General features: G+C 70.0%; 27 protein-coding genes, 2 pseudogenes and 1 riboswitch. Of the genes and pseudogenes, 13 read left to right on the forward strand and 16 right to left on the reverse strand.

Features of this window, described 5'->3' with window-relative positions:
* Nucleotides 1-16: 16 nt before the first annotated feature.
* The gene (gene thiC, locus ACFY1H_RS26810; RefSeq protein ID WP_386950711.1) at nucleotides 17-1,660 is read right to left on the reverse strand and encodes a phosphomethylpyrimidine synthase ThiC; all 1,644 of its coding nucleotides are present in this window, start codon (nucleotides 1,658-1,660) and stop codon (nucleotides 17-19) included.
* Nucleotides 1,654-1,785, reverse strand: a riboswitch (TPP riboswitch). It overlaps the preceding gene by 7 nt.
* 183 nt (nucleotides 1,786-1,968) lie before the next feature.
* Between thiC and ACFY1H_RS26815 the strand changes: the two genes are divergently transcribed.
* Both ACFY1H_RS26815 and ACFY1H_RS26820 read left to right on the forward strand, forming a co-directional pair.
* Nucleotides 1,969-2,241: a hypothetical protein gene (locus ACFY1H_RS26815; RefSeq protein WP_386950713.1), complete on the forward strand. Its 273-nt coding sequence runs from the start codon at nucleotides 1,969-1,971 to the stop codon at nucleotides 2,239-2,241.
* A pseudogene (locus tag ACFY1H_RS26820) lies at nucleotides 2,177-2,866 on the forward strand (hypothetical protein). Before ACFY1H_RS26815 ends, ACFY1H_RS26820 begins: the two are co-directional and overlap by 65 nt.
* Nucleotides 2,867-2,921: 55 nt before the next feature.
* On the opposite strand, the gene ACFY1H_RS26825 reads toward ACFY1H_RS26820, so the two are convergent.
* Nucleotides 2,922-3,491 carry a peptide deformylase gene (locus ACFY1H_RS26825; RefSeq protein ID WP_366582450.1) on the reverse strand — a complete coding sequence of 190 codons (570 nt, stop codon included), beginning with the start codon at nucleotides 3,489-3,491 and terminating at the stop codon, nucleotides 2,922-2,924.
* Nucleotides 3,492-3,630: 139 nt separating this feature from the next.
* Here ACFY1H_RS26825 and ACFY1H_RS26830 point away from each other — a divergent pair, with 139 nt between their 5' ends.
* Nucleotides 3,631-3,939, forward strand: a complete 309-nt coding sequence (locus ACFY1H_RS26830) for a DUF3263 domain-containing protein (RefSeq protein ID WP_364190498.1) — start codon at nucleotides 3,631-3,633, stop codon at nucleotides 3,937-3,939.
* Entirely contained in the window at nucleotides 3,936-4,634 is a 699-nt protein-coding gene (locus tag ACFY1H_RS26835; protein ID WP_386950716.1) for a LytR C-terminal domain-containing protein, read from the forward strand. Before ACFY1H_RS26830 ends, ACFY1H_RS26835 begins: the two co-directional genes overlap by 4 nt.
* A 48-nt stretch (nucleotides 4,635-4,682) precedes the next feature.
* On the opposite strand, the gene ACFY1H_RS26840 is transcribed toward ACFY1H_RS26835, so the two are convergent.
* Both ACFY1H_RS26840 and ACFY1H_RS26845 read right to left on the reverse strand, forming a co-directional pair.
* Nucleotides 4,683-6,962: an AAA family ATPase gene (locus ACFY1H_RS26840; RefSeq protein WP_386950719.1), complete on the reverse strand. Its 2,280-nt coding sequence runs from the start codon at nucleotides 6,960-6,962 to the stop codon at nucleotides 4,683-4,685.
* Between the two features lie 5 nt (nucleotides 6,963-6,967).
* Nucleotides 6,968-7,591 (reverse strand): nitroreductase family protein, encoded by a 624-nt coding sequence (locus tag ACFY1H_RS26845; protein WP_386950722.1) that lies wholly within the window; start codon nucleotides 7,589-7,591, stop codon nucleotides 6,968-6,970.
* Nucleotides 7,592-7,665: 74 nt separating this feature from the next.
* Here ACFY1H_RS26845 and ACFY1H_RS26850 point away from each other — a divergent pair, with 74 nt between their 5' ends.
* Nucleotides 7,666-8,301: a TetR/AcrR family transcriptional regulator C-terminal domain-containing protein gene (locus ACFY1H_RS26850; RefSeq protein ID WP_386950725.1), complete on the forward strand. Its 636-nt coding sequence runs from the start codon at nucleotides 7,666-7,668 to the stop codon at nucleotides 8,299-8,301.
* Between the two features lie 10 nt (nucleotides 8,302-8,311).
* Here ACFY1H_RS26850 and pssA read toward each other — a convergent pair whose 3' ends face one another.
* On the reverse strand, nucleotides 8,312-9,304 hold the full coding sequence (gene pssA, locus ACFY1H_RS26855; RefSeq protein WP_366582455.1) for a CDP-diacylglycerol--serine O-phosphatidyltransferase: 993 nt from the start codon (nucleotides 9,302-9,304) through the stop codon (nucleotides 8,312-8,314).
* Nucleotides 9,305-9,308: 4 nt separating this feature from the next.
* The gene (locus ACFY1H_RS26860) at nucleotides 9,309-10,022 is read right to left on the reverse strand and encodes a phosphatidylserine decarboxylase (protein ID WP_366582456.1); all 714 of its coding nucleotides are present in this window, start codon (nucleotides 10,020-10,022) and stop codon (nucleotides 9,309-9,311) included.
* Between the two features lie 250 nt (nucleotides 10,023-10,272).
* Here ACFY1H_RS26860 and ACFY1H_RS26865 point away from each other — a divergent pair, with 250 nt between their 5' ends.
* The gene (locus ACFY1H_RS26865; RefSeq protein WP_366582457.1) at nucleotides 10,273-10,449 is read left to right on the forward strand and encodes a hypothetical protein; all 177 of its coding nucleotides are present in this window, start codon (nucleotides 10,273-10,275) and stop codon (nucleotides 10,447-10,449) included.
* Between the two features lie 48 nt (nucleotides 10,450-10,497).
* Here the strand turns inward: ACFY1H_RS26865 and ACFY1H_RS26870 are convergent, their stop codons facing one another.
* On the reverse strand, nucleotides 10,498-10,818 hold the full coding sequence (locus ACFY1H_RS26870) for a GlsB/YeaQ/YmgE family stress response membrane protein (RefSeq protein WP_366582458.1): 321 nt from the start codon (nucleotides 10,816-10,818) through the stop codon (nucleotides 10,498-10,500).
* 76 nt (nucleotides 10,819-10,894) lie between these two features.
* Between ACFY1H_RS26870 and ACFY1H_RS26875 the strand changes: the two genes are divergently transcribed.
* Nucleotides 10,895-11,455, forward strand: a complete 561-nt coding sequence (locus ACFY1H_RS26875) for an ArsR/SmtB family transcription factor (RefSeq protein WP_386950731.1) — start codon at nucleotides 10,895-10,897, stop codon at nucleotides 11,453-11,455.
* A 409-nt stretch (nucleotides 11,456-11,864) separates the two neighbouring features.
* Nucleotides 11,865-13,178 carry an MFS transporter gene (locus ACFY1H_RS26880; RefSeq protein WP_386950734.1) on the forward strand — a complete coding sequence of 438 codons (1,314 nt, stop codon included), beginning with the start codon at nucleotides 11,865-11,867 and terminating at the stop codon, nucleotides 13,176-13,178.
* On the opposite strand, the gene glp is transcribed toward ACFY1H_RS26880, so the two are convergent.
* Nucleotides 13,093-14,298, reverse strand: coding sequence for a gephyrin-like molybdotransferase Glp (gene glp, locus ACFY1H_RS26885; RefSeq protein ID WP_386950737.1), 1,206 nt, complete (start codon nucleotides 14,296-14,298; stop codon nucleotides 13,093-13,095). The two genes, ACFY1H_RS26880 and glp, sit on opposite strands and share 86 nt — an antisense overlap.
* Before the next feature lie 75 nt (nucleotides 14,299-14,373).
* Here glp and ACFY1H_RS26890 point away from each other — a divergent pair.
* The 5 genes and pseudogenes from ACFY1H_RS26890 to ACFY1H_RS26910 all read left to right on the forward strand — a co-directional run.
* Nucleotides 14,374-14,655: pseudogene (locus ACFY1H_RS26890) on the forward strand (AIM24 family protein); the annotation flags it as partial.
* Nucleotides 14,656-14,707: 52 nt separating this feature from the next.
* Nucleotides 14,708-15,331: an AIM24 family protein gene (locus tag ACFY1H_RS26895; protein ID WP_366582461.1), complete on the forward strand. Its 624-nt coding sequence runs from the start codon at nucleotides 14,708-14,710 to the stop codon at nucleotides 15,329-15,331.
* A 102-nt stretch (nucleotides 15,332-15,433) separates the two neighbouring features.
* A complete protein-coding gene (locus ACFY1H_RS26900) occupies nucleotides 15,434-15,640 on the forward strand; it encodes a cold-shock protein (RefSeq protein WP_204093028.1) in 207 nt (68 codons plus the stop codon).
* A gap of 69 nt (nucleotides 15,641-15,709) precedes the next feature.
* Nucleotides 15,710-17,512 (forward strand): protein kinase, encoded by a 1,803-nt coding sequence (locus ACFY1H_RS26905; RefSeq protein WP_386950742.1) that lies wholly within the window; start codon nucleotides 15,710-15,712, stop codon nucleotides 17,510-17,512.
* A gap of 87 nt (nucleotides 17,513-17,599) precedes the next feature.
* Nucleotides 17,600-19,399 carry an alkyl/aryl-sulfatase gene (locus ACFY1H_RS26910; RefSeq protein ID WP_386950745.1) on the forward strand — a complete coding sequence of 600 codons (1,800 nt, stop codon included), beginning with the start codon at nucleotides 17,600-17,602 and terminating at the stop codon, nucleotides 19,397-19,399.
* A 279-nt stretch (nucleotides 19,400-19,678) separates the two neighbouring features.
* Here the strand turns inward: ACFY1H_RS26910 and ACFY1H_RS26915 are convergent, their stop codons facing one another.
* From ACFY1H_RS26915 to ACFY1H_RS26950, 8 genes are all read right to left on the reverse strand, one after another.
* Nucleotides 19,679-21,067 carry a tyrosine-type recombinase/integrase gene (locus ACFY1H_RS26915; RefSeq protein ID WP_386950748.1) on the reverse strand — a complete coding sequence of 463 codons (1,389 nt, stop codon included), beginning with the start codon at nucleotides 21,065-21,067 and terminating at the stop codon, nucleotides 19,679-19,681.
* Nucleotides 21,064-21,288, reverse strand: coding sequence for a helix-turn-helix transcriptional regulator (locus tag ACFY1H_RS26920; protein WP_386950751.1), 225 nt, complete (start codon nucleotides 21,286-21,288; stop codon nucleotides 21,064-21,066). Before ACFY1H_RS26920 ends, ACFY1H_RS26915 begins: the two co-directional genes overlap by 4 nt.
* 20 nt (nucleotides 21,289-21,308) lie before the next feature.
* On the reverse strand, nucleotides 21,309-22,880 hold the full coding sequence (locus ACFY1H_RS26925; RefSeq protein WP_386951380.1) for a replication initiator: 1,572 nt from the start codon (nucleotides 22,878-22,880) through the stop codon (nucleotides 21,309-21,311).
* 20 nt (nucleotides 22,881-22,900) lie between these two features.
* Nucleotides 22,901-23,287: a hypothetical protein gene (locus tag ACFY1H_RS26930; RefSeq protein ID WP_386950754.1), complete on the reverse strand. Its 387-nt coding sequence runs from the start codon at nucleotides 23,285-23,287 to the stop codon at nucleotides 22,901-22,903.
* Complete coding sequence (locus ACFY1H_RS26935; protein ID WP_386950757.1) at nucleotides 23,284-24,861, reverse strand: FtsK/SpoIIIE domain-containing protein; 1,578 nt, start codon at nucleotides 24,859-24,861, stop codon at nucleotides 23,284-23,286. The genes ACFY1H_RS26930 and ACFY1H_RS26935 overlap by 4 nt, the downstream gene beginning before the upstream one ends.
* A gap of 337 nt (nucleotides 24,862-25,198) precedes the next feature.
* The gene (locus ACFY1H_RS26940) at nucleotides 25,199-25,447 is read right to left on the reverse strand and encodes an AMED_5909 family protein (RefSeq protein WP_386951384.1); all 249 of its coding nucleotides are present in this window, start codon (nucleotides 25,445-25,447) and stop codon (nucleotides 25,199-25,201) included.
* Nucleotides 25,431-25,706 carry a hypothetical protein gene (locus ACFY1H_RS26945; protein ID WP_386950760.1) on the reverse strand — a complete coding sequence of 92 codons (276 nt, stop codon included), beginning with the start codon at nucleotides 25,704-25,706 and terminating at the stop codon, nucleotides 25,431-25,433. Before ACFY1H_RS26945 ends, ACFY1H_RS26940 begins: the two co-directional genes overlap by 17 nt.
* Nucleotides 25,707-25,991: 285 nt before the next feature.
* On the reverse strand, nucleotides 25,992-26,450 hold the full coding sequence (locus ACFY1H_RS26950; protein WP_386950762.1) for a hypothetical protein: 459 nt from the start codon (nucleotides 26,448-26,450) through the stop codon (nucleotides 25,992-25,994).
* Nucleotides 26,451-26,472 lie beyond the last annotated feature (22 nt).

Genomic DNA, 26,472 nt, shown 5'->3' on the forward strand with positions numbered 1-26,472 from the left:
CTGATTGCTGGTGGAGCTACTGCCCGACGACCGGGAGGTAGACCTTGTTGCCCTGCTCGCCGAACTCGGCCGACTTCTCCGCCATGCCGGCCTCGATGGCCTCCACAGTGGACAGCCCGTGCTCCTCGGCGTACTTGCGCACGTCGTGGGTGATCCGCATCGAGCAGAACTTCGGGCCGCACATCGAGCAGAAGTGCGCGGTCTTCGCCGGCTCCGCGGGCAGCGTCTCGTCGTGGTACGAGCGCGCGGTGTCGGGGTCGAGCGCCAGGTTGAACTGGTCGTTCCAGCGGAACTCGAAGCGGGCCTTGGACAGCTCGTCGTCCCACTCGTGGGCGTGGGGGTGGCCCTTGGCGAGGTCGGCGGAGTGCGCGGCGATCTTGTAGGTGATCACGCCGGTCTTCACGTCGTCGCGGTTGGGCAGGCCGAGGTGCTCCTTCGGCGTGACGTAGCAGAGCATCGCCGTGCCGTACCAGCCGATCTGTGCCGCGCCGATGGCGGAGGTGATGTGGTCGTACGCCGGCGCGATGTCCGTCGCGAGTGGACCGAGGGTGTAGAACGGTGCCTCGCCGGTGAGCTGTTCCTCCAGGTCGACGTTCTCCTTGATCTTGTGCATCGGCACGTGGCCGGGGCCCTCGATCATCACCTGCACGTCGTGCTCGCGCGCGATGTGCGTGAGCTCACCGAGGGTTTCGAGCTCGGCGAACTGCGCGCGGTCGTTGGCGTCGGCGATCGAGCCGGGGCGCAGGCCGTCGCCGAGGGAGAACGTGACGTCGTACTTGCGCAGGATCTCGCAGAGTTCCTCGAAGTTCGTGTAGAGGAACGATTCCTTGTGGTGCGCGAGGCACCACGCGGCCATGATCGAGCCGCCGCGGCTCACGATGCCGGTCACGCGCCGAGCGGTGAGCGGGATGTAGCGCAGCAGCACTCCCGCGTGGACGGTGACGTAGTCCACACCCTGCTCGCACTGCTCGATGATCGTGTCGCGGTAGACCTCCCACGACAGCTTCTCCGGCTCCCCGTTGACCTTCTCCAGTGCCTGGTAGATCGGCACGGTGCCCACGGGCACGGGGGAGTTGCGGACGATCCACTCGCGCGTCTCGTGGATGCGCTTGCCGGTGGACAGGTCCATGATCGTGTCGGCGCCCCAGCGGGTGGCCCACACCATCTTGTCGACCTCTTCCTCCACTGAGGACCAGACGGCCGAGTTGCCCATGTTGGCGTTGATCTTCACCAGGAACTTCTTGCCGATGATCATCGGCTCGCTCTCCGGGTGCTTGCGGTTGGCGGGGATCACCGCCCGCCCGCGCGCGACCTCGTCGCGCACGAACTCGGGTGAGCACCGCTCACGCGCGGCGATGAACTCCATCTCACGCGTGATCACGCCGGCTTTGGCCCAGCCGAGCTGGGTGTTGTGCGCGCGGCCGTCGGCCCAGCCCGCGCGCAGCGGGTGAAGTCCATTGTGGACGTCGATCTTCGCGTCCAGGTCGGTGTACGGCCCGGACGTGTCGTACACGTCGAAGTGCTCACCGTTCGACAGGTCGATGCGCCGCGCCGGAACCCGCAGGCCCGACTCGGTGCGGTGGTAGACCTTGTGCGAACCGGTGATCGGCCCCGTGGTCACGGAAGGCGTGATGGCAGGCTCGTTCTCCAGCGTCGTCAACGACGTTCACTCCCTACGCCGGCATTACCCGGTCAGGTTCATGCGGTCGGCGGCACCGGGTGTCCACAGACAGACACCAGCCGCCCTCTCAGCCCGCCAAGGCGCGAGCTCCCGCGTTGGTTATGAGGTTGTCCCTCGACCATGCCACGGCGGATCACGCGAGCACAAGGCGACTTGTCGACCGGTGTGTTCTTCACCGGATCGGAGCATGCGGCCGCGAGGAGTTCACGTGACGATCACCTTTGACGACTTTGGGGGTGTCCCGTTGCGGAAAGGCCTGCTCACCGGGTTTGGTGGCGGTCTTGGCGATGAGCGCGGTCCCGGCCGCTTCGACGGCTCAGGGTGACGCGCCAGGTGGGCCTGGTACCCGTCCGAGCTGGCTGCCGGCGGACAAAACGGGCTTCGGCACGGCCCGCGACCACGCCGGCGACGTGTGGTTCACGCTGCAGGGCGGGCGCATGTCGGAGGTCTGCTACCCCGACTTGTCGACTCCGAGCGTGCGGTTGCTGGACGTCGCTGACCGGGCGGCCGCTCTCGCTCTACGCCGTGGCCGACCCGGACCTGACCAACGACGGCAGTAACGATTCGGCGTCCGCTGCCGCCGCGGTGGCGTCGGCTTCCGACGGTGCCACAGCGGCCGCTCCGGCGTTTTCGCGGACGTCCGTCGGATACGCCGGCGTTTCGGATGGTGCAACGCAATTGCTGGCGTCGTAAAAACTGGTTTCGTATTCGCGTGCCACCGCCGGAAACGTCGTCCTTGCCGGGCAAACGACCGCCGACGGTGTGCGTTCCCGGCACCTGACTTTGGCGCTGGGCATGGGTTCGTCCGCCGCTGCGGCGACGAATAATCCCCAGGATTCCGCCAGCCGCAGTTTCCGCGCGATTTCCGCCGACTACCCCCGCGGCTGGCGCGATTACCTTTCCACGGTCCGCGCCGCCCCGTCTCCATTGCCGATCACGGCGTCCCGCGATCTGTACCACTCCGGCGCGACCAACCGCGTGTGCCCCCAGCAACTCACCTCGGGAAGCCCCACCCATCCTCGGGCTCACCCGGCCGCACCCCCGGCACCCCGACGGCCTCGGCCACACCACCGGCCTGGACCCACGCGCAGTACATCCGCCTGGCCAGGTCGGTCGCGCAGAACCACCCGGTCGAGCAGCCTGCCGCCGAAGCAGCGAGCACTTCCTGGGGTGATGAACCGCTGAAACGATGAGTCTCCCGGCCCCAACCCAGGACCGGGAGACTCATCGACAAAACGACTCAAGCCTCAGCCGGCTCGTCCTTCGGGGGCAGCCAGCTCAGGCCCGGGACGCCCCATTTGTTCTTCTTCAGCATCTTCTTCGCCGCGCGCGCGTGGCGGCCCACCAGGCGGTCGAGGTAGAGGTGCCCGTCGAGGTGGTCGGTCTCGTGCTGCAGGCAGCGGGCGAAGTAGCCGGTGCCTTCGACGGAGATGGGCGAGCCGGTCACGTCGAAACCGGTCACGCGCGCCCACGAGGCGCGGCCCGTGGGGTAGGACTCGCCGGGGACCGAGAGGCAGCCTTCCCAGTCGTCGTCCGGGTCGGGCATGGTTTCGGGGATCTCGGAGGTCTCCAGCTGGGGGTTCACCACCAGGCCGCGGTGTTCGACGCCCTCGTCGTCGGGGCAGTCGTAGACGAACAGGCGCAGGTCGAGGCCGATCTGGTTGGCCGCGAGACCCACGCCTTCGGCGGCGTACATCGTCTCGAACATGTCCTCGGTCAGCGTGCGCAGCTGCTCGTCGAACTCCGTGACCTCACGGGTCGGCTGGTGCAGCACGGGATCGCCGGCGATGCGGATGGGGTGGACGGTCACGAGCAGCGAGTTTAGTCGGACCCGTCTGATACACCTGGATCGGACCGTGACGCGCCGCGCCGGATGCCCATGTCGGGCGTGGGTTCCGTGGTTCAATGGCGCCCGCGGAAGGACAGCCGAAACCGATTGCGAGGACCGCATGGACGCCGCGGAGTCGATGGCTGGGGAGCAGCCGTCGCCGCCGGAGAATGTGGGCGGCCTGACCGAGCGTGAGGTGGAGATCCTCGCGTTCGAACGTCAGTGGTGGCGGCACGCCGGTGCCAAGGAGAACGCCATCCGGGAACGGTTCTCGCTGTCCTCGACCCGTTACTACCAGCTGCTGAACACACTGCTGGAAAAGCCTGAGGCCATGGCGGCCGACCCGATGCTGGTGAAGCGGCTGCGCAAGACGCGCGCCGCCCGGCAGCGCAAGCGCGGCGCCAGGCGGCTGGGGATCGAACTGTCATGAGCTTCTTCTCGGGACTGTCCCGGCCCATGCGGGCCGCGGGCGTCGCGCTCATCGGCGTCGCCGTGATCGCCGCGATCGTGGGCGGCGTGACCGCGCTGTCGGGCAACGGATCGAGCGACAACAACGCCGGGCCCACCAGCTCGAGCGGGTCGCCTTCTTCACAACAGTCGACAGCAGGCTCGTCGTCTTCGGCGACGCCGCCTTCGTCGTCGGCCCCGTCTTCGCCCGCTTCGTCGGCGCCCTCGTCGCCACCGGCCGGCCAGTCGGGACAGCCAGGGCAGCCGGGCCAGCCCGGTCAGCCTGGTCAGCCCAGCGGACAGCCGGGGCAGCCCGGCCAGCCCGGTGGCCAGCCGGGACAACCGGGTCAGCCGGGCGGCGACCAGCAGGCGTCCAACAAGTGGGTGACCGTGCGGGTCTACAACAACTCCACGATCCCGCACCTCGCCGAGCAGGCCGCCCAGGACTTCCGCGCGTCGGGCTGGAACGTGCCCGAGGTCGGCAACTACCCGCAGGGCGTCATCGCGCACACCACGGCCTACTACCGCCCGGGCACCGACGAGGAGGCCGCCGCGAAGCAGCTGGCCGCCGAGTTCGGGTTCCAGGCCCAGCCGCGGTTCGACGGCATCCAGAACTCGAGCCCGGGCGTGATCGTGATCATCACCAAGGACTACCAGAGCGGCCACAAGGGCAGCTGACCAGCGAAAACAACGGGGCCCCACCGCGAAGGTGGGGCCCCGTTGTCGTCAGCGTTCCTGCTGGGCCTGCGCGTACGCCTCCAGCGTCGCCAGCTGCGCCGGGTCCAGCGACGGCCGCACGACCTCCCGCGCCTTCGCCAGGTGGGCGGCGGTCACCACGTGCGCCTCCAGCGACTCGCGCATCGCCGTGAGCGCGGCCTCGCGGATGAGCGCGGCGCAGTCGGCGGCGGAGTAACCGTCCAGGGTGGACGCGATGGCCGCCAGATCCACATCGGACGCCAGCGGCGTGTTCTTCGACGTCGCCTTGAGGATCGCGGTGCGCGACTCGGCGTCGGGCGGCGGCACGTAGATGCGCCGCTCCAGCCGGCCCGGCCGCAGCAGCGCCGGGTCCACGAGCTCGGGCCGGTTCGTGGCGCCCAGCACCACGACCTCGCGCATCGGCTCCACGCCGTCGAGCTCCGTGAGCAGCGCGGCGACCACGCGGTCGGCCACTCCGGAGTCGGACGACTGCCCGCGCCGCGGCGCCAGCGCGTCGATCTCGTCGAGGAAGATCAGCGACGGCGCGGCGTCGGCGGCCCGCCGGAACAGGTCGCGCACGGCCCGCTCCGACTCGCCGACCCACTTGTCCAGCAGCTCGGCGCCCTTGATCGCGAACACGTTGAGCGCGCCCGTGCCCGCCAGCGCGCGCACGAGGAACGTCTTGCCGCCGCCGGGCGGGCCGTACAGCAGCACGCCGCGCGGCGGGTCGATGCCCAGGCGAGCGAAGGAATCCGGGTAGCGCAGCGGCCACAGCACCGTCTCGGTGAGGGCCTGCTTGACGTCGACCATGTTGCCCACGTCCTCGAGCGTCAGCCCACCCGTGGCCAGGTTGTCCGAAGTGGACAGCGAGATCGGCCGGACGGTGGCGAGCGCGTCGAGCAGGTCGTGCTCCGAGATCCGCGGCTCGGCGACGTCACGCTGGCGCAGCGCGGCCCGCAGAGCCGCGTCACGGCGCAGGGCGATGAGGTCGGCGGCGACGAACCCGGGCGTCTTCTCGGCGAGCACGCCCAGGTCGGCGCCCGGTTCCACCGGCACGTCACGCAGCAGGATCCGCAGCAGCTCGATGCGCGTCTTCGCATCGGGCAGCGGCAGGCCGAGCTCGCGGTCGAGCAGGTCGGCGGTGCGCAGCCGTGGGTCCACGGACTCTGCGCGCTGCGTCGTCGCCACCACGGCCAGGCCCTCGCGGCGCATGGCCGCCCGCAGCTCCTCCAGCACGACGGTGGCCACCGGCGGCGGCTGCGTGGCCGGCAACAGCGCGTCGACGTCGTTGATCAGCAGCACCCCGGGCCCGTCGCCGTCGGCGGCGCGGGTCACGGCCTCCCGCAGGCGGGCGTGGGCCGCGTTCGGCTCCAGCACGGCGATGTTGGGCGCGACCAGCGACACCACGCGCACCTTCTCGGCCTGCGCGACCGAGCGCACCAGCGTCGCCTTGCCGACGCCCTCCGGCCCCGACAGCAGCACCCCCAGGTGCGCCGACGTGCCCAGCCGCATCAGCAGCTCCGGCCGGTGGAACGCCAGATCGAACCACTCGGCGAGCTTGCGCGCGGCCCCTTCCGCGCCCACCAGGTCGGCGACGGGTGGGATCGGTTCCGCGAGCTCCTCCGGCTTGGTCTCCTCGACGACCTCGGCCTCGAGGTAGTCCTCGGCCGCCGTCACGGCGGTGCTGCGGACGAGCGCCGTCGCGCTGCGCGTGGGCACGGTGTCGGTCGGCGTCTCGCCCGTGCGGGCGCCGTCGCGCCAGCTGACCACAGTGGACGGTCCCACCACGACCACCCCCGCGGGCTCCGTGGCGGTGACGGTGAGCAGCTCGTTGGTCCACGTCGCGCCGATCGCGCGCGAGAGCTGCCCGCGCACGGCCGCGACGTCCGAACCCGGCGCGGGCGCGAGGTCCTGGGGGAGCAGTGAAACGGCGTCGCCGCGCGTGAGCACCTTGCCGGTGAGCGCGAGCCGCAGCGTCTGCGGCGGCACGGACACGCTGGCCAGCCGCGATCCGGAGACCGTGACCGTCTTGGCCGCCGCGACGTCGGCCGGCGTCACCACGATCTCGGACCCCTCGGACACGCCGAGGTTCGACATCGTGACGTCGTCGGTCAGCACCACGCCCGGCGTGCCCTCCTCGGCCGGCGCGGCGAGCGCGGCGCTGCGGCGAGCGCCGGTGAGGTGCACGGCGTCCCAGGCTCGCAGGCCCAGCGCGTCGAGCACCTCCGGGTGCATCCGCACGACTCCGCGCCGGGAATCCAGCGCGGACGGCGTGTGCCTGACGGTCAACGTGATCTGCGGGTCGCTCACGTCGTTCACCCTAGCGACGCGGACCCCGCCCAGGCGTCGAACGACAGGATCTCGCCCACCGGTGGCCGCGCGGCGGGGGAGAACTCACGCTGGGTCGAGTGCGCCACGGCGATGAGGCCGACCTGCGTGACGTCGGCCGGGATCCCCAGCAGGCGCGCGACGTCCGGCTCGTGGCCGGCGAGGTGGTAACTGCACAGCGAGCTGGCCAGGTCGCGCGTGCGCAGCGCGAGCTGGAAGCTCCAGATCGCCGGGTAGACCGAGCCGTAGAACGACGACTGCTCAGCGGCCGACGCCGGCGGCCGGCCCGGCATGCACGGCAGCACCAGCGCCGGCACGCGGTGGAGGTGGTCCACGAGGTGGCGGGCGGAGGCGAACACGCTCGGGTCGGCCAGGTGCGCGTAGTGCTGCCACACCTCGTGCGCGGCCTTCCTGGTGATCGCCGCGATCTCGGCGCGCAGCTCGGGGTCCAGCACGGCGACCCAGCGTTGCGCCTTCAGCAGCCCACCGGCGGCGGGTGCCTGCTGGGCAATGCGCAGGCAGTCCTCGATCACCGCCGGGTCGACCGGCCGGTCGAGATCCAGCTTGCGGCGGACGGACCGGGTGGTGGTGAGCAGCGTTTCGGCGTCCATGGTGTCCCTCCAGTTCGATACTTACAACGTAAGCGTACACCGTAAGTACTTACGCCGTAAGCTAAGATTCGGCGGTGGTGCGCGAAACCCTGACGCGGGAAAAAGTCCTCGACGAAGCGCTGGCCCTGGTGGACGCCGACGGCATGGGCGCGCTGTCGATGCGCAAGCTCGCGGCCCGTCTCGGCGTCGAGGCGATGTCGCTCTACAACCACGTGAAGAACAAGGGCGACCTGCTCGACGGGCTCACCGCGCGCGTCTTCGAGTCCGTGCCGCTGCCGGTGCCGTCGTGGAGCTGGGAAACCCGCGTCCGCCGGCTCGCCGAAGGCCTCTACACGGCGTTCACGCGGCACCCGGCCGTGGTGCGCGCGCTGGCGGCGGAGGAGGCGAACCCGCGCTCGCCCGGTGCGTTGCGCGTGATCGACGCCCTGCTGGGCGCGCTGCTCGACGCCGGGCTCGACGAGGCGGCCGCGGCCCGCGGCTACCGGTCGTTGATGGGACTCACGTTCGGCGCGGCGCTCGCCGACTCCGTTGCCGGGGGCGTGGCGCAGCGCGACGAGCCCGTTGGCGACTGGTTCAGCCGCATGGTCACGCCGGAGGAGCTGCCGAACCTGTACCGCGTGCTGCCGTCACTGGCCGACGTCGACTGCGTGCAGGACTTCCACGACCAGCTCGACCTGCTGCTCACGGGCCTGCGCGCGGCGGCGCGCTAGGCCGAGAACGTCAGCGGCGCCGGATCCCGATCCGCCGCCAGCTGCGGCGACGCTGGTTCGGGCCCGAAGTCGCGTTCGAGTTGCCCGTGCCCGAGTGGTCCCGGTCCCGCAACGCGCGCGTCGCCCGCACGAAGTCCGAGCCGTTGCGCGGCAGCCGCACGGCGCGCATGGCCGCGCCCGCGACCCGGCGAGACGCCGGCCGCAGCCGCAGGCGCCGCTGCGAACGCGCACGGCGGATGGCCCGGCGCTCGCGCGGCGGGACCGTCCACGCCTCGGGGTGCGCGGCGAGCCAACGGTTGCGATACACCGCGTACGGGATGTGCAGCAGGTACAGCACCAGCGCGATGGCCAGCGCCACCAGGGGGAACTGGATGATCGCGGCGGCCAGCAGGCCGACGCCCACCAGCAGTGGTGCGATGGCCCGGGCGGGCACCTTGACCGTCTTCAGCGACAGCGTCGGGATGCGGCTGATCAGCAGCGCGGCGACGGCGATCGTCCAGGCGATCACCACGTACTGCTGGGACCACCAGCCCTGGCCCCACTGCAGCGTCGCGATGAGCGGCAGCATGGCGACCAGGCCACCGGCCGGCGCGGGCACGCCGACGAAGAACTCCGCGGAGTAGGGCGGCTTGTCGGTGACGTCGAGCAGGGTGTTGAAGCGCGCGAGGCGCAGGATCATGCAGACGGCGAAGATCAGCGAAGCCACCCAGCCGATGCGGTCGCCGTGCGACTGCCACACGTACAGCACCAGCGCCGGCGCCACGCCGAACGAGATGCCGTCGGACAGCGAGTCGAGCTCGGCGCCCATCTTCGACGTCGCGTCGAGCAGGCGCGCGATGCGCCCGTCGAGGCTGTCGAGCACCGCCGCGATGCCGATGGCCGCGATGGCCATGGCGTAGTTGCCCGTGAGCGCGAACTGCACGGACGACAGCCCGGCGCACAGCGCCAGCACCGTGATGGCGTTCGGCAGCAGCCGAATGCTCGGGGTGGTCACGCGGACCATGAGATCAGCCTTCTCCCAGTGCCGGGAGTTCGGCGATCACCGTCTCGCCGCCGACCGTGCGCTGGCCCTTCGCGACGAGCACGCGGCTGCCGGGCGGCAGGTAGAGGTCGACACGGGAGCCGAACCGGATGATGCCGTAGGTGGCACCCGCGGCCACCTTGTCGCCCTCGTGGATCTCGCACAGGATGCGGCGCGCGACGAGGCCGGCGATCTGCACGACGACGAGCTCGTGGCCGTCGACGGTGCGCATGAGCACGGAGTTGCGCTCGTTGTCCTCGCTCGCCTTGTCCAGGTCCGCGGAGAGGAACTTGCCCGGCCGGTAGGCCACCTTCTCGATGACGCCGGGGGCCGGGATCCGCTGGACGTGCACGTCGAACACCGACAGGAACACGCTCACGCGCATCCGCGGCTCGGCAGGCAGCCCCAGCTCGGGCGGCGGCACGGCCTCCTCGATGAGGGACACCAGGCCGTCGGCCGAGGCCACGGCGATGTTGTCCCGCTCCGGCGCGACGCGCTTCGGCTCGCGGAAGAACGCGGCGGTGGCCGCGGTCGCGAGCGCACCGACCACACCGAGGCGCTTGGAGAACCGGCGCAGCACCAGCGTCGCCGCCAGCCCGCCGAAGACGAACGGGCGTCCGGCGGGGTGCATCGGCGGGATCGTCTCCCGCGCGAGCTGCACTGCGTGCGTGAGGGGATTGCCGGTGGGCTTGCCGCTCATGGATCGGTTCCCCGCTGTTCGTTGCGTTCGGAGGGAGAGGACGGGTTTCACGTCCGATTTGGGAATCACCACGCTACCGCCCGTCGGCGGGCGGACACGTCCAGGGCCGGTGGCGGCTCCCCCGTCAGGGTTTCCCCGGCGCGGGTGGGCGTGCCCACAAACCGGTAACGACTGATCGAATTCCTCGACAACTCTCAGTAGTACCCGCCGTTCGGGAGCCTGTCCCGGGCCTGAGTCCGCCGAGGAAGCGATGTCCGTACCCGATCCGCTCGCCGAGCTGCTGTGTGCCTGGCGACGGGAGATCTCCGCCGCGCCCATGCCCGTGCTCGTGGACACGGCGCACGCCGTGCGCGTGGTCCGGGAGGCGATCCGGGCGGGCCGGGTGCATGCGTCCCCCGACGACGCATGCACCCGGACGCGGAACTAGCCAGTTTAGGCGGATTCCGGGGGTTACTGACGGTTCGTGTGGAAACCGTTACCGGTAGTTGTCTCGCCGGTAGTTGTCGTGCGGGTAGTCGTCACGCCGGGACCGCCTGCCGATCGAGCTGACCAGCCGCAGCACCGCCAGCAGGACGATCGCGCCCAGGATCGCGACGCCGAAGCTCGGGAAATCGAACTCGAAGCGCTGCTGCTCACCCGTCGCCAGCCGGTAGATGAAGCCGCCGAGCGCCGCCCCGAGCACCCCGACGAGCACGCTGACCAGACACCCCTGGCGGCGCCGGTCCGGCCCGCCGACGACCAGGTTCGCGAGCCAGCCGACCAGCGCGCCGAAGATGATCCAGGTGAAGAAGCCCATGGGGGCGAGGATACCTGCGCGTTGATTACACAAGAGTAGTTGTGCAATATGTGTTGTACAACTACTCTTGTCGATCGTGACCGACGACGTGCGGCAGATCCGCGACTCCCGTGTCCTGGCGGCGATGTCCCACCCGCTCCGCCTGCGCCTGCTCGACCTGCTGAAGCTCGACGGCCCCGCCACGGCTTCGGTCCTCGCCGACCGCACCGCGTCGGCCGTCGGCAACATCTCCCACCACCTGAAGGTCCTCTCGGCCGCCGGCCTGGTCGAAGAGGCCCCCGAACTCGCCCGCGACCGCCGCGAACGCTGGTGGCGCCGCCCTTCGCGCGCCCTGTCCTGGTCCACTTCGGACTTCGTCGGCGACCCGGTGGGCGACGCCGCGGAGGTCCTCTCACTCGACCGCCAGGCTTCGCTGTCCCGCTCTTGGCTCTCGGCCCTGGAGACGGAACCCGCCGAGTGGCGCGACGCCTGGTTCACGAACGAAACGTGGGCGCGGTTGTCAGCCGCTGAGGTGATGGAGCTGAGCACACGGGTCTTGGCGTTGTTCGCGGAGTACACCGACCGCCCTGCCCCTGACGACTCTGTCGAGCGGCGCCCGGTCTTTCTTTTCGCGCGGGGCTTTCCTGCGGAGCCGTGATCGGTGTTGCGCTTTTCGTTGCGGCGGCGGGCTTTCTCGTTTTGTCCACAACTCGGCTTCGCTGTGGACAACTCGGCTTTGGAGATCATTTTGTCGGTGGGGGGCGGTAGACTGGCCAAGGGCCGTTCCCCCGAGGATGGGTGGGGGCTTCCCGAGGTGAGTTGCTGGGGGCAGCAGCATTTCGGCGCTGGTTTTGGGACTGCGGGGAGTTCTTGCTCGGGTGCCCGGAATCCCCGGCTTGATGGGGAGCGCCGCGGAGGCCGACTCCGTCTCCGCGCGGGTGAAATCCTTGGTTGCCAAGAGAAGTGGCGTGGGGGCCGGTTCGGTCTCGGCGGGGGGAAACCCTTGGTCGCCAAGGGAAGCGGCGCGAGAGTGCTCCGTCATCCGCCGAAGTCGGCGCGGTGAGCCCGTGAGTGAGCCGGGCGTGACCGACAACCTGTGGCGAGACCGAAACTTCCGCCTGATCTGGACCGGCGAGACCATCAGCACCCTCGGCAGCGCGGTGGCCGGCACGTCGTTGCCGTTGGTCGCGTTGTTGGTCCTGGGTGCGTCGACGTTCGAGGTGGCGTTGCTGACCGCCGTCGCGTGGGTGCCGTGGTTGGTGGTGGGGCTGCCGGCCGGGGCGTGGGTGGACCGGTGGCGCAAGCGGCGCGTGATGGTGACCTGCAATGTGGTGTCGATGGTGGTGTTCGCGGCCGTCCCGGTGGGGTATGTGGCCGGGTGGCTCACCGTGCCGTACCTGCTGTGCGCGGCGTTGCTCGGTGGGTTCGCGAAGGTGTTCTTCTCGTTGGCCTACCGCAGTTACGTGCCGGTGATCGTGAGCCAATCGCAGCTGCTCGAGGCGAACGTGAAGCTCCAGGGCAGCGAGTCCGCCGCACAGGTGGGCGGGCCCGGGCTGGCCGGGTTGCTCGCGGCCGTCGCGGGACCGGTCACCGGGGTGCTCGCCGATGCGGTGAGTTTCGGTATTTCCGTGCTGTGCCTGCGTTTCATCCGGGCGAAGGAAATCCCGAAGCCCCGGGGCAACAGGCGGCTGCGCACCGAAATCGCCGAGGGAATCGGCTTTATCGCACAGGATCGGTACCTGCGGTACCTCATCGCGGCCGCCGCGGTGGCGAATCTCGCGCTCGACGGGTACGCCGCCATCCAGGTCGTGTTCCTCGTTCGGGACCTGGGCACCGGACCGGGCGCGGTGGGGGTGGTCCTGGTCATCGCGGAGGTCGGTGGCATCGCCGGCGCGCCGTTGGCCGCGCGGCTGGGCAAGCGCGTCGGTGCGGCGCGGGCGTTCCTGCTGTGCGAAGCGTTGGCCGCGCCGGCGATGCTGCTCGGTCCGTTCGCCGGCCCGGGAGCCGGGCTCACGGTGTTCGTGCTGTCGGGGATGGGTGTCGCCGCCGGGATTGTCGGGTCCAACGTGCTCGTCGGCACCTTCCGCCAGACCTACTGCCCACCCGAGCTCTTCGGCCGCATCACCGCGAGCTCCGCCGTCGTCAACTACGGCACCATCCCGCTCGGCGCGTTCCTCGGCGGTGTCCTCGGCGAAGCGCTGGGCGTGCGCGAGACGATGCTGATCATGGCCGGCGTCCAGCTCGCCTCGCTGGGGATCCTCCTCAAGAGCCCGCTGCGCCGCGACAGGGACTTCCCTACAGCAGCAGCACGTCCACTTCAGTCCCTTCAGCCACCTCGCCGACCCCCTCCGGCAGCACGATCAGGCAGTTCGCCTGGGTGAACGCCGCCAGCAGGTGCGAGCCCGGCCCGCCGCGGGGCCCGACCACGCCGGTCACCTCGCCCTCGGTGGGGGTGTAGAAGCCGCGCCGGAACTGGCGTCGTGAGCTGGGCGAGGTCATGGCCTCGGAGAGCCGCGCGCGCACCCGGCGGCGGTCGACGTCCGTGTGGCCCATGGCAGACAGCAGAGCCGGCCGCAGGAAGGCCTCGAACGACACCAGCACGCTCACCGGGTTGCCCGGCAGCGTCACCACGGGCACGCCGTTCCAGTGGCCGCAGCCCTGCGGCCCGCCGGGCTGGATGGCGATCTTCTGGAACTGCACGCCCTGGCCCGTCAGCGCGTCCTTGACCACCTCGTACGCGCCGGCGCTGACGCCGCCCGAAGTGATCAGCAGGTCGGCGTCCGCGAGCTTCGGCTCGATGATCTTGCGGAACTCCTCGACGTCGTCCACCACGCTGCGCACCACGGACACGCGGCAGCCCAGCTCGCGCAACGCGGCGGCGAGCATCACGCTGTTGGACTCGTAGATCTGCCCGTGCCGCAACGGGTTCGGGGCCTCGACGAGCTCCGTGCCGGTCGACACCACGAGCACGGACAACGGCCGGTGCACCGACAGCTCGGCCAGGCCGACGGCCGCCGCGAGGCCCAGCTGCGAGTGGCCCAGCACGGTGCCGGCGCGCAGGGCCACCACACCGCGCTCCACGTCCTCGCCGGTGCGCCGCACGTGGTCGCCCGAGGACGCGGCCTTGGAGATCCGCACCGACTCGGTGCCGCGGTCGGTGTCCTCCACCATCACGATCGCGTCGGCACCCGGCGGCAGCGGCGCGCCCGTCATGATCCGGTGCGCGGTACCCGGCTCCAGCGGCGCGACGTCCACGCGCCCGGCCGGGATGTCGTCGGCCACGGGCAGCGTCACGGGCGAGCCGGCCGCGGCGCCGGCGACGTCGGCCGCGCGCACGGCGTAGCCGTCCATCGCGGAGTTGTCGAACGGCGGCAGCGACACCCCCGCGGGCACGTCCTCGGCCAGGACGAACCCGGCGGCTTCGGCGAGGGGCAGGGTCGTCGCGGGCGTGCGGCCGAGCAGCTCGGTCACGGTCTCGCGGTAGGCGTCGACGGAGATCACGCGGACCATCCTCCCCCTCGCGCGCGGGCGTGCAACACTCTCCCGCGGCAAGAGTCGGGGATCAGGGGAGTTTCGATGCAGGTACGAGTCCGCCACCAACCGTCATTCGCGGTTGCGCGGCTGGGGCCGGCGCCGGGTGAACCCGTGCAGGTCGAGTCGGGTGCGATGACGGCGACGAGCCACGGCGTGACCGTCCGGTCGCGGGCCCGGAGCGGGATCATGAAGGGCCTCGGCCGGGCGTTTCCGGGCGGCGAGTCCTTTTTCATCTCCGCCTGCACTGCGCCCCGGAACGGTGGCTGGGTCGACGTCGCGGCCGGCACGCGCGGCTCGTCGCACGGCGTGCAGCCGCAGACGCGCAACCCCTCGGCGCTGATCAGCCGGATCCCGTCGCCCGTCCCCTCTCGCTGACATGCGCGTCCACACGAGGCACACCCCCAACTTCGGCGTCGCGCGCGTGCTGCTGGCGCCCGGCGAGGCCGTGCAGTCGGCGTCGGACACGATGCTGGCCACCAGCTTCGGCGTGCGCGAAGGCGCTCCGCCGTCGGCGCGCGGTGGCGCGCGCAAGCCCGGCGTCTCCGTGTTCACCGCACCCGCCGAGGGCGGCTGGGTCGACCTCGCCCCGCTCGGGCCGGGCGACGTCTACCCGCTGGAGCTGACGGGCAACACCGGCTGGTCGGTGCACCGCGACGCCGTGCTCGCGCGGCCGTCCTCCGTGCGCCTCGACCAGACGTGGGCGCCGTTGCAGCAGCTCTTCGGCGCGGACGCCGGGTTCCTCGACCACTACAGCGGCACCGGTCCGCTCGTGCTCACCGCGCCGGGACCCGTCGACTCGTTCGAGCTGTCGGCCGGTGAACTGGTCACCGTGCGGCCGGACTACGTGCTGGCCTACCCGGACACGCTGCAGTGCCGGCTGCGCGCCGTGGACCCGAGCGGGCCGCAGTCGCTGCGCACCGGCGAAGGTCTGGTCCTCGATTTCGCCGGACCGGGCACCGTTCTCGTGCAAGCGCGGAACAGGCGGGTTTCCCGGGGCTGACGAATTTGCGAATCAACCATTGCCGAAGGGCGTAGTTCCGGTAGCGTGAACTGCACTTCCAGCCGCTACCGGACAGCGGATCTTGTCCCGAGGGAGGGCGCCGTGGCTGTCGGCACCGTCAAATGGTTCAACTCGGAAAAAGGCTACGGGTTCATCGAATCCGCCGAAGGGCCTGATGTGTTCGTCCACTATTCGGCGATCCAGGCCGAAGGATTCCGGACGCTCGACGAAGGGGACCGGGTCGAGTTCGAGGTCCAGTCCGGCCGCGACGGCCGCAGTCAGGCCGCGGACGTCCGCAAGGTCTCCTGATTCCGGGGTCGCCGACCGGTTGGGCGAACCGCCCATCGCTGCGGAATGCAGGGCGTTAAGCTGCGCAGCGTGACAGGCGATGTGTCGGGGGACCTCACCGGTCGCCGGCTGGGCAACTACCGCATCGACTCGGTGCTCGGCAAGGGCGGCATGAGCGTGACCTACCAGGCCACCGACGTGCGGCTCGGCCGGAAGGTGGCGCTGAAGGTCATCGGCGACCACCTGGGCACCGACGCCGAGTTCCGCGAACGGTTCGTGGACGAAGCCCGCAACACGTCCGCGATCGACCACGCCAACATCGTCCCGTTGTACGACTTCGGCGAGCTCGAAGGCATGCTCTACATCGCCATGCGCATGGTCGACGGCGGCGACCTCGCCGGCCTGATCTCCTCGGGCCCGATCGCGCCCGCGCGCGCCCTGGCGCTGCTCGACCAGGTCGCCGACGCGCTGGACACCCTGCACAACCGCGGCCTCGTCCACCTCGACGTGAAACCCGCCAACGTGCTGGTCACCAGCAAGGAAACTTCCCGCGAGCACGTTTACGTCGCCGATTTCGGCCTCACCCGCCGCGGCGCCACCGGCCACCGCACCCGCGGCGGCGACTTCCTGGGCTCCCCGACGTACGCCGCGCCCGAGCACCTGCGCGGCGAGCCCCTCGACGGGCGCACCGACCAGTACGCCCTCACGTGCGTGCTCTACGCGTGCCTCACCGGCGCCCCGCCGTTCAAGGGCGACGTGCCGACGGTGATCAAGGGCCACCTCAACGGCGAGCCGCCCTCGGTGTCGCGCGTGGTCGCGCTGCCGGCGGCCGTCGACGACGTGATCCGCAAGGGCATGGCGAAGAACCCCGCCGACCGGTACCCGAACTGCGTGGCGATGATCGCCGCCGCCCGCGTGGCGCTGGGACCGCTCGCGACGTCGGACACACCGGCGGGACCGCCGGGTCCGGGTGGTCAGCCGAACAGTCCGGCCGGGCTGGGTGGTCTCGCTGCGCCGGGCGCGGCGGGCGGCCAGGGTGCGCACGGTGCTCAGGGGGAGGGCGCCGGCATGCAGCCCTTCGGACAGCAGCCGGGATACGGCCAGGGTGGGCAGCAAGGTCCCGGTGGCGCGGGCGGGAACGATCCGGCGCACGGCGCCCAGTGGTCGGGGCAAGGCGGCCAGGGCGGGCTGCAAGGTCCCGGCGGCGCGGCGAGCCCTGGCAGTCAGGGAAACGACCCGGCGCACGCCGCCCAGTGGTCGGGACCTGGTGTCCCAGGTGGACCCGGCGCTCCCGGACAAGGCGCACCCGGCCAGCCCACGCCCGGTGACGGAAACCCGTGGGCCGGCCCCGGCGGCTGGTCCGGCGCACCACAGATTCCCGGCCAGAATCCCGGCCAGCCCCACGGCGTCCCCCCGCAAGGCCCGCCCCCCGGCTACGGCTACCCCGGTATGCCGCCGCAAGGACCTCAAGCACCGCAGGGATATCCGGGCCAGCACGGGCACCCGGGACAACCGGGCCAGCAACCCGGTTACGGCACCTACCCCAACCAGCAACAGGGTTATCCCGGCATGCACCCGGGTTACGGCCCGCCCGGCGACCCGATGCGGCTGCGTCCGCCGTCGCCGGCCGGTGGCGCCGGTGCGTTCCAGCAGTCGCGCGGTGGCGGTGGCCGGAAGTGGCTGTGGATCGGTCTGGGGATCGTCGTGCTGGCCGGCTTGATCGTCGGCGCGATCTTCCTCTTCGGCGGCGGCGACAGCAGCGGCGGCACGACCACTCCCACGACGACCGCGCCGAACATCCCCGTCGGCCCGGGCGGCCCCAGTGGTTCGCAGTCCGGCTCGCCGTCGCTCAAGCCGCCGCCCGCGTCGATCCCCATCCAGCCGAGCCGCTGACCCGCGATCTCACCTCCGGCAGGTGACCACCTCGGATCCCGGCCGTGTTCGACTCCCGGAACACGCCGGACGTCGAGGGGGCTCGTCATGGATTTCGGTGACCGGCAGGACTTCGAGGACGCCGCCCGCGGGTTCGTCGCGACGCTCGACCCCGTCACCATCACCGGCGCCGACGGCCGCGCGGTGTTCGACCTGCGCCCGTACGCCTACCTCGACGGCGACTGCCCGGACACGGTGAACCCCAGCCTGTGGCGGCAGGCGCAGCTGTGCCGCACCAACGGGCTGTACGAGGTGACCACCGGCATCTACCAGGTGCGCGGCTTCGACATCTCCAACATGACGCTCGTCGAGGGCGGTCGCGGCGTGATCGTGATCGACCCGCTGATCTCCGAGGAGTGCGCGGCGGCCGCGATCGCCCTCTACCGAGCCCATCGCGGTGCCCGGCCGGTCACCGCCGTCGTCTACACCCACTCGCACGCCGACCACTTCGGCGGCGTGCTCGGCGTGCTGCCCGACGGCGCGGGCGACGTCCCGATCCTCGCCCCGGCGGGCTTCCTCGAGAACGCCGTGGCGGAGAACGTGTACGCGGGCACAGTGATGAGCCGCCGGGCCACCTACATGTACGGCATCACCCTCGACGTGAGCACCACCGGCCAGGTCAGCGGTGGGCTCGGCATCGCGACGTCGACGGGCCGGCTCGGGCTGCTCGCGCCCACCGTCGACATCACCGCGACCGGGCAGGAAGAGGTGCTCGACGGCGTCCGCGTCGTCTTCCAGCTCACGCCGGGCACCGAAGCGCCGGCCGAGATGAACTTCCACTTCCCGGACCGCCGCGCCCTGTGCCTGGCCGAGAACGCCACGCACAACCTGCACAACCTCCTCACCCTGCGCGGCGCGCTCGTCCGCGACCCGCGCGTCTGGGCGCACTACCTCGACGAGGCGATCGAGCTCTTCGGCGCCGGCACCGACGTGGCGTTCGCCTCGCACCACTGGCCTACCTGGGGCACCGCCCGTGTCGCGAAGTTCCTTTCGCAGCAACGAGATCTCTACGCGTACCTGCACGACCAGACCCTGCGCCGGCTGAACCAGGGCGCCACCGGCATCGAGATCGCCGAGGACTTCACACTGCCGCCGGAGCTGGAGAACGCGTGGCACGCGCGGGGTTACTACGGCTCGGTCAGCCACAACGTCAAGGCGATCTACCAGCGTTACCTCGGCTGGTTCGACGGCCACCCCAGCTCGCTGTGGCAGCACCCGCCGCAGGCGCTGGCCACGCGCTACGTGGACGTCCTCGGCGGGGTGCCCGCCGTCCTCGACAAGGCGCAGGAGTACGCGGACGCCGGTGACCTCCGCTTCGCGGCCGAGCTGCTCAAGCACGCCGTGTTCGCCGACCCGGACAGTGCCGTCGCCAAGAACGCGCTGGCCGACGTCTACCAGCGCCTCGGCTACGGCGCCGAGAACCCGACCTGGCGCAACTTTTACCTCGTCGGCGCGCTCGAGCTCCGCAAGGGCATCACCCCGCCGCCCCTCGACATCGGCGGCGGCATGACGTCGGCGCTCACGGTCGAGCAGCTCTTCGACTCCCTCGCCATCCGTGTGGACGGTCCGCGCGCGGCCGCCGACCCGCTCACCATCGAGTGGCGCTTCACCGACCTCGCCACCACGATCCGCACCACCCTGTCCAACGGCGCGCTGATCCAGACCGCGAACCCGAAGTCCGCCGCCGACGTCGACCTGACCCTCACGTTGACCAAGGAACAGCTGCTCGGCCTCCTGTCCGGCGGCAGCCCGGACGACCTCGACCACACGGGAGACCTCGCCGTTCTCGGACGTCTGCTCGCGCTCCTGGACCCGGACGACCCGGCCTTCGCCATCGTCACGCCGTGACATGCGTGGATCACTGACCTGCGGTTCTTGCACTCTCACCGTGGGAGTGCGCGAGAATTCTTGGTCACATTGAGTGATTGCCGAGCGGCCTGGTCGAGCACCGAATCAGGGGTGTTGCCTGCGGTAAGAGGGGAACGATGGCGTCAGGTCGTCTGGGACTGTCTGTGACCGTCAGCGGGCTCCCGGTGGGGTGCGCGGAACAGACGCGGAACAGAATCGGAACGCCGATGTGCCCTCGGACCTGGTGTTTCGTCCGAGGGCACACCAACGCTACTGCGCCTAGCCGAGCGGGTCATCAAGAAACTTTTCGATCTTCCGGTTGCCCGTGTCGCGCGTCCCGTGCACGAACTTGGCGTAGACCTTCGTGAGCATGTCGACCGTGTGGCCGGCCCGCTCAGCGACGTCCGGCAGGGATACACCGGCCGCGATCCACGAAGAGACAGCAGCGTGGCGTAGATCATATGGCCGCGCCGCGAGGGGCGACGCGACTTCGCCGGGCCGGAGCGCGAGTGGCCGGGCCAACCGCCAGATATCGCTGTACGACCCGTGGCTGATCGGGCCGCCGCTGCTGCCCCGGAACAGCCGGCCGCCCGTTCCGATGCCCGACACCTCGATGTGCTCGGAGAGCATCCTGACCAGCGCAGGCGGGATCGGGACTCGTCGACGATGCCCGCGCGCCCGGTGCTTCAGCGTTCGAACCTGGTACTTCAGCCCGTCATCGCTGTACCGGGCAGCCGAGCTACCCAACGAGTTGGGGAGGACCAGCTCACCCCAACCGGTTTCGGGCAGCTTGCAGTGCGTTTCAGCGAGAAAGCGTGCTTCGCTGGGACGCAATCCGGCGTAGTACAGCGTTCCGAAGAACACCCGCCAAGATCGATTCTTGCCACGGGGGCGGACGTACGTGACTGCCGTGAGCAGTTCCTCCGCTTGCACCGGATTCACCACCACTCCGGGGTCAACCACCTCATCCGCCCCGAACTTCAGCAGCTTCACGCCGTCCATCGGGTTGCCGCTCAAGTAGCCGCGCGGTACGGCGAACTTCAGCATGAGGACCACGGCGGCCCTCCTGGTGTCCACGGTGGTCGCCGCCGCGCTGCCGCCGTCTAGGTTCCTCCGCAGCGCCCTCCCGAACTCCGCCATGACGTCGACATCGGTCAGTTCGATGATCTTGCGGGAGTGCTCCTCGATCCATTCGGCGAGTTGACGCCCGTCGTCGGTCGGCTCCACCTTCGCATCAGCCTGCGGCAGAACGAACGTGGTGAGAACGCGCCGGACGAACCGCGGATCGGCGGCAGGCTGCTCCGACAGGAAGCCCTGAACAGCCACCGCCAAACTGTCGACGAGCCGGCCACGCGAGTTCGGCGCCATGTCCGGCCAGACGTGGTCGAGGAACTCCGTAGCGACCCTCAGCAGGGTCGGTGATCGCTCTTCGCGGTACATCGACTCCGGGAGCCCGGTTTCGACGTCGAACGCCTCACCGCGATTCATCGCCTGCTGAAGCTTGGACAGCTCCGCCTTCGCGAGAGCCTTCGTGGCGAACCACGCCGAGTGCTCCAGACCACCAGTCACCCACCGAACCCCGTACGGCCGGCGCCGCTTCCTCCCCGTCTTCGGGTCCGGCGGCATGGTCTTGATCTCCCACAGACGGACCTTGTGCGTCGGCTTCACGCTGCACGCTCCTGCCGCTCGACCAACCAGACGTGCAGATCCGCGATGGGGAACCGCAAGTGCCCGTTGGGCAGCTTGATGGCCGGGGGAGCGGTGTTGATCTCCCGCCACTCGTACAAGGTGTCCCGGCTGATCCCCAAGAACTCGCACAGCTCCGGCGTGGACAGCAGCTTGCCCAGGTCGGTGACGTTCGAGTCCACTGTGTGCTTGCTGGTGCGCATGTCGTTCTCCCCCTCGCTGATCAGGCCGCTTGCGGAGTTGCCGAAGTTTCCGGCGGTCCGGCGGCGGCGAGTAGTGCCCTGTCGTATTCGGCCTTCCAGGTGATGCGTTCGGCGATGGCGTGCATGACCAGGTGTGGCCGGGGTGGCACGTGCGGGTCACCGGGCTCGACCTTGCGCCAGACGAGCCGGGCCGGGTCCGGTTGTGGTTTCTCGATCCCGACGGCGGCCAAGGCATCAAGGACGAAGCCGCGCCGGTCGGCCTTGTGGTCGACGAGCGTCTTGCCCGACCACTTGCGCGACACCAGGACCCGCCGACCGGGCAGGCCGAGGGTGGTGCGCCGGTGGGCGCGTCCTTTGCAGTGGCCCGGGGTGGTCTTGCCGTTGACGCCCTTGGGCTGGATCCCGTAGAGCAGCCAGACCGCGCACCGGGGCGAGCACGGGGTGATGGCCAGCTCGGCGTGCAGCCGGTCGTGGTGATCGGCCAGTGCCGCGCTGTCGGCCTCGACCACTTCGCCGGTGGACTTGGTGAGGTACTTGGTCAGGTAGCCGATGTGGCGGCCGGCCTCTTCGGTCCCGCCGAGGATGCCCTTGGAGTGCACCTGTCGGCCGAAGGTCACCACGTGCGCCGGGTGCTCGACCTGGTCGACCGCCTCATCCCAGGACACGAGCGGTTGCCGGGTGTCGGGGTCGACGAACCCGCGTTCCGGCCCGTCCCAGGCCGGTGGCCGGTCGGTGTAAACGATCTCGTCGTGATTCGGCCACCAGACCTGGTGATACGTGGCCTCGGTGACCTGCCGGATCACGTCATGCGGCACCGATCCCCGGATGGCCGTGTGCAGGTGCGGCGCGGTCCGCTTCTGCGGCTCCACCGTGGCGAAGTACTGCACGTCCCAGCCGACGACGCGGCGCAGGTTCTGCCACCACCGATCCACCAACGCCGAGAAGTGCACCGCGTCCCGAGCCGCCCGCCGGTAGTCGTAACCGGCAGGGTTGACCGGGGCACCGTCACCGCGGACCGGACCGTAGGTGTCGCAGGTCAGCGTCACGAACATCGACGGCCGGAACCGGCCCGCGTACTCGCGGCCGACCGTGGTCTTCGCGACCTTCCGACGAGGCAGGTTCGGCGTGTCCTGCCGCCGCTTCGTCGACCGCTTCACCGCACGCTTCGTGGGCAGCTCGACCCCCGGCAGCCGGCCCCGGACGCCGAGTTGCCGAAGTTCCTCATCCACGCCCCGGATTTCCTCGCGCACCTCCTCAGCTTCGGCAGGGGCCTGGTCGACGACGTCGCGGTACGCCGCCACCAGATCTGCGCGGAACGTCAACAGCTCCGTCTGGTCCTCGGTGGGTTCGGCCGGGGTGAGGTCGGGTTCTTTCGTCATGTGCCAGCCCTCGCGGCACTGGGCCTGCCGCAACGCCTTGGCCTTGCGGGCACAGGGCAGGCACACGGATTCCACAGTGGACCCGCACGGCACCGGGACGTACCGGATTTCCCCGGTGCCCTGGTCGCCGACCTCCATCGTGAACGGCCGCACGCACACTCCGTGCTTCTCCGCCGTCGCCCGGATCACGTCGTCGGCCAGGGGCGCCCGCATCCGCTCCGCTCGTGTCTCGCTCACGCGGCCACCTCCCCGGGCGTCGTCCAGCCCCGGAGGGCATGAACCGGCATCGTCTGCTTTGCTCCGGCCGGGAGGTCGGGGAACGTGCTGGGCTCGAACGGGACCGCGCCGTAGACCCGCACCGGGATCCCGCACGACGTTCGGCCGAGGATCGACAGATGGACCGACACGCCTTCGTGGACTCGCCACAGACTGGCCGTGACGTCGTCGAGGGTGTTCGCCCACACCACCAGGGCACGCGCGACCTCAGGCAGTCCGTCCACATCCAGCTGAACCGTGATCGGCCGGGACCACGCGGTGACGTCCAGGGACGCGACCGGCGGCAACTGGTGCAGGTCGAGGTGGTCACGGATGGCATCAAGGAAGATCATCAGCGAGTTCACGCTGCCACCCCCTCGCTGCCGGAGGGACGGCGCCGATCGGCGAGGTTCACCAGGCCGCCGTTCGTGACGTAGTGCTCCAGTGCCTTGACCGTCTCGTCCGACACCCAGCCGGCACGGACCCGCAGGGGTTCGCGGATGCCCTCGCCCCACACGTAGCCCACGCCGGCCTCAGAGTCGCCAATGCGGTTGGCCCAGGCCCCCCGCTCATAAGCGCCGTCCCCGAGAACCATGCCCACGTGCGTCTTCGAGGTCACCCGCAGGCACACGCGCCGGGTGAACAGCTCCCGCACCGGAACCGTGTCCTTCGTCGGCTCCTGCACGTAGCCCCGGACCGACATACCCAACGCCCGCCCCTGGGTGGTGAGCAACGCGACGCGTTCCACGATCGCGTCACGGGTCTTGCGGTCGGTGTACTTCGTCAACGCCCCGATCTCGTCGAACTCCAGCAGCTCCAACGGGTACTCCGTCGACACCGGAATCGCGCGCACCCGTCCAGCGAAAGCCCGCTTCCGCGATTCCATTTCCGCCACCAAGTCGTTCAGAACTTCCAAGGCTTCCGCCCCGGTAACGGCGTAGCGGGCGAAGATCCCACGCCCGTAGGCAAGTTCCATCCCCTTCGGGTCGATCCCCGACATCCGGACCACGCCCGAGCGGATCGCCGAAGCGGCCGAAACCAGCGGGCACCACATCACCGAGTTCTTGCCCGCACCCGAAGCACCAGCCGTCAGCGTGTGCGCGCCCGAGCCGAGCAGCGGGATACGCCAGTCGTGCCCGTACTCCGTCCGTCCGGCCCAGACCTTTCGCAGATCAATTCCGGTTCGCTCGACGGCCACCAGGTCACGCACGGGCGACGAGCGCACCACCGAGCCGAGCAGGTCCCGACGCTGGAAGTCGATGGAGACCACGTTCGGCTCCAGCTCTCGCACCTGGCATCGCGCGACCTTCCGTGCCACCGCCAGCGCGCGGGCCGCCTCGTCGAAGTCCTCAGGCTTCTGGCCGGCCACGAGCTCCACCCGCACCTCGTCCCACGAGGGACCCGAGCGAACCTTGAGCACCTTGGGAATCTGCACACCAGACCGGGACGAGGTCGAGCGCGACACCGCGCGGCGGCCGACGAGGTTGACGTTCACCACGACGGGCAATGCCTCGTCTCGCACGGACAGGCCGCAGGCGTGCAGCCACGCCGGGAGCTTGCGGTGGTAGACGAACCACCGCGACCACCACGACCGCAGGAACCGCCAGCACCACTGGTCGAACGACACCGGACCGACCAGCCGCCACACGCCGAGCACCAGACCGAGCGCGCCGAGCGTGATCACCAGCGACATCCAGCCGAGCAGGTCGCACCAGGCAATCACCGCGACCACGGCCAGGCTGGTCCGCCACCGCGTCACCACCTGCAGCAGCACCCACCAGGCCGCTTTGCACAGCCACCACAGTGCCGCGAACACCACGGCAGCCGCCGCCAGGACCTCCAGCACCGTCGCCAGCGCGCGACCGATTTTGTGCAACACCCACACGCCCAGGCCCAACACGCCCAGGGCGACAATCAAAAACCCGGCCGACACATGCATCACCGACCACCCCGCTTCGTGGCGGTCAGGTCGAGCGGCAGCGCGCCCATGCATGCGGCGCACTTCGTCTCACCGGGCAGGAGCTTCGAGAATCGCTTGCACTCCGCGCAGCGCATTCGGGTGACCCCGTCTGGCGCGCGGTTCTTGTCATCGTTTAGCGTTGTCATTGTTCACTTCCGCTGGTTGTGGACAGCGCAGGAGCGGCAAGGTTGGTAGCCAGGCACCGCTTCTGCGCCTTACGGATCAAGATCAACCGCGTGAGGACGTGCTTCATCGCAGCGCGTCCTCACGCGCGTTTTTTGTTCTGCTTATTGACTTTTCGTTCGTCTACATGCGACTAGTTGCGTTGCGACTTCTCCGCCTGGAGTCTTGCCGAGACCTCACCTGCCTTCCGGTTTTCGTAGTCGGCCCAGTACAAGGCTTCGTGGTGGTGCCACCGGTCGATGTCGGCAACGTCGCGGTACATCCGCGCGTTCGACTGGTGAAAAGCCAGCCACGCCAACAGGTTCGCGTTCCGGTCCGGCCGACGTCCGGTTACCGCATCGTGTGCGGCTCGCAAGGTCTTCGGGTCAGTTTTCGTGGTCATCACGCGTCCTCAACTCCGTTGCGCGTGCTTCGAGCAGCTTCGCCATGTCCTCCGCGTTGTCCCGGAGCTGGCGCAGCATTTCGGCGCAGCCGAGCCACGCGGTCACGTCGTCCGGCGGGCTCAACGTGACCACGCAGGGCTCCCCGGACAGCACCAGAATCGGCGGGCGCTCCGGATCGGAACCACTTTCCCGCAGCGTCAGCTCCGTTTCCGGACCGACGACCCATCGGAGGCTGAACCCGTCCCAGCTCGCTGTCATCGTTTGCCGCCCTGCTTGCCCATTCCTGTGCCAGCTCCGCGAACCCTTCGGCCGCCGACTCCAGCGCCGCCACGCACCACCACGGCAGTCCCCGCGTCCGCGCCAGCTCGCGCCAAGCTCCTGACACCCGTAGGGCAGCCCTGGCGGTGTTGCCGGCACTCGCAGTCGAACGGCTGGCCCTGCCCTGTTCCCACGCCGCCATGTAGTCCCGATATGCGTGCTCCCACACGTCGACCCGTTCGCGGAACGCCTGGGTGCGAACCGGACCCGACGTGGTCACCGGGCTCACGCAGCCTTCGGCGACTCATTGCCCGCGCTGGACCGAGTCGACTTGTTACCGGAACCGTTGGCGGCAGCCCGGAAACCGGTCGCCCGGAAGACGTACGACTGGTACTTGAACTCACCCTGCCCCGCCACGCGCGGCTCTGCCGTCAAGCCGTCCAGCTCGATCGGGCGCATGCCGGGAAGGACTTCACTCGTGGTCGGCACCGGCTGGACGTCGGCGAGAAACGTGATCTCGAACGACGCACGCTTCGCCCTCGTCTCGGCCACGTCGGTCACCATGACCTTCCACTGCCGCTTGCCCGTCACCTCATCGATGCGCTGTCGCGCCGGGCGCCCGGAGGCCCGATCCTCACGAGACTGGTATTCGTTGTCCGGCGATACCTCGCCCACCATCACCAAGCCCTGTCCGAACGCGTCGTCGAAGTCGATGCCGAACCGGTGTCCTTTGTCGATAGCCATGCTGAATTTCCTTTGCTGATAG

Source organism: Amycolatopsis sp. NPDC001319, from assembly GCF_042896185.1.
GTDB lineage: Bacteria > Actinomycetota > Actinomycetes > Mycobacteriales > Pseudonocardiaceae > Amycolatopsis.

Bases quoted from the DNA above. Each gene is read 5' to 3' on its own strand.
- pssA (WP_366582455.1), bottom strand. From the start codon at position 9,304: ATGGTCCGCGTGACCACCCCGAGCATTCGGCTGCTGCCGAACGCCATC.
- ACFY1H_RS26835 (WP_386950716.1), top strand. From the start codon at position 3,936: ATGAGCTTCTTCTCGGGACTGTCCCGGCCCATGCGGGCCGCGGGCGTC.
- ACFY1H_RS26860 (WP_366582456.1), bottom strand. From the start codon at position 10,022: ATGAGCGGCAAGCCCACCGGCAATCCCCTCACGCACGCAGTGCAGCTC.
- ACFY1H_RS26830 (WP_364190498.1), top strand. From the start codon at position 3,631: ATGGACGCCGCGGAGTCGATGGCTGGGGAGCAGCCGTCGCCGCCGGAG.
- ACFY1H_RS26935 (WP_386950757.1), bottom strand. From the start codon at position 24,861: ATGCATGTGTCGGCCGGGTTTTTGATTGTCGCCCTGGGCGTGTTGGGC.
- ACFY1H_RS26870 (WP_366582458.1), bottom strand. From the start codon at position 10,818: ATGGGCTTCTTCACCTGGATCATCTTCGGCGCGCTGGTCGGCTGGCTC.
- ACFY1H_RS26925 (WP_386951380.1), bottom strand. From the start codon at position 22,880: ATGCGGGCGCCCCTGGCCGACGACGTGATCCGGGCGACGGCGGAGAAG.
- ACFY1H_RS26895 (WP_366582461.1), top strand. From the start codon at position 14,708: ATGCGCGTCCACACGAGGCACACCCCCAACTTCGGCGTCGCGCGCGTG.
- ACFY1H_RS26845 (WP_386950722.1), bottom strand. From the start codon at position 7,591: ATGGACGCCGAAACGCTGCTCACCACCACCCGGTCCGTCCGCCGCAAG.
- ACFY1H_RS26865 (WP_366582457.1), top strand. From the start codon at position 10,273: ATGTCCGTACCCGATCCGCTCGCCGAGCTGCTGTGTGCCTGGCGACGG.
- ACFY1H_RS26950 (WP_386950762.1), bottom strand. From the start codon at position 26,450: ATGGCTATCGACAAAGGACACCGGTTCGGCATCGACTTCGACGACGCG.
- ACFY1H_RS26815 (WP_386950713.1), top strand. From the start codon at position 1,969: ATGAGCGCGGTCCCGGCCGCTTCGACGGCTCAGGGTGACGCGCCAGGT.
- ACFY1H_RS26940 (WP_386951384.1), bottom strand. From the start codon at position 25,447: ATGACCACGAAAACTGACCCGAAGACCTTGCGAGCCGCACACGATGCG.
- ACFY1H_RS26920 (WP_386950751.1), bottom strand. From the start codon at position 21,288: ATGCGCACCAGCAAGCACACAGTGGACTCGAACGTCACCGACCTGGGC.
- ACFY1H_RS26945 (WP_386950760.1), bottom strand. From the start codon at position 25,706: ATGACAGCGAGCTGGGACGGGTTCAGCCTCCGATGGGTCGTCGGTCCG.
- ACFY1H_RS26910 (WP_386950745.1), top strand. From the start codon at position 17,600: ATGGATTTCGGTGACCGGCAGGACTTCGAGGACGCCGCCCGCGGGTTC.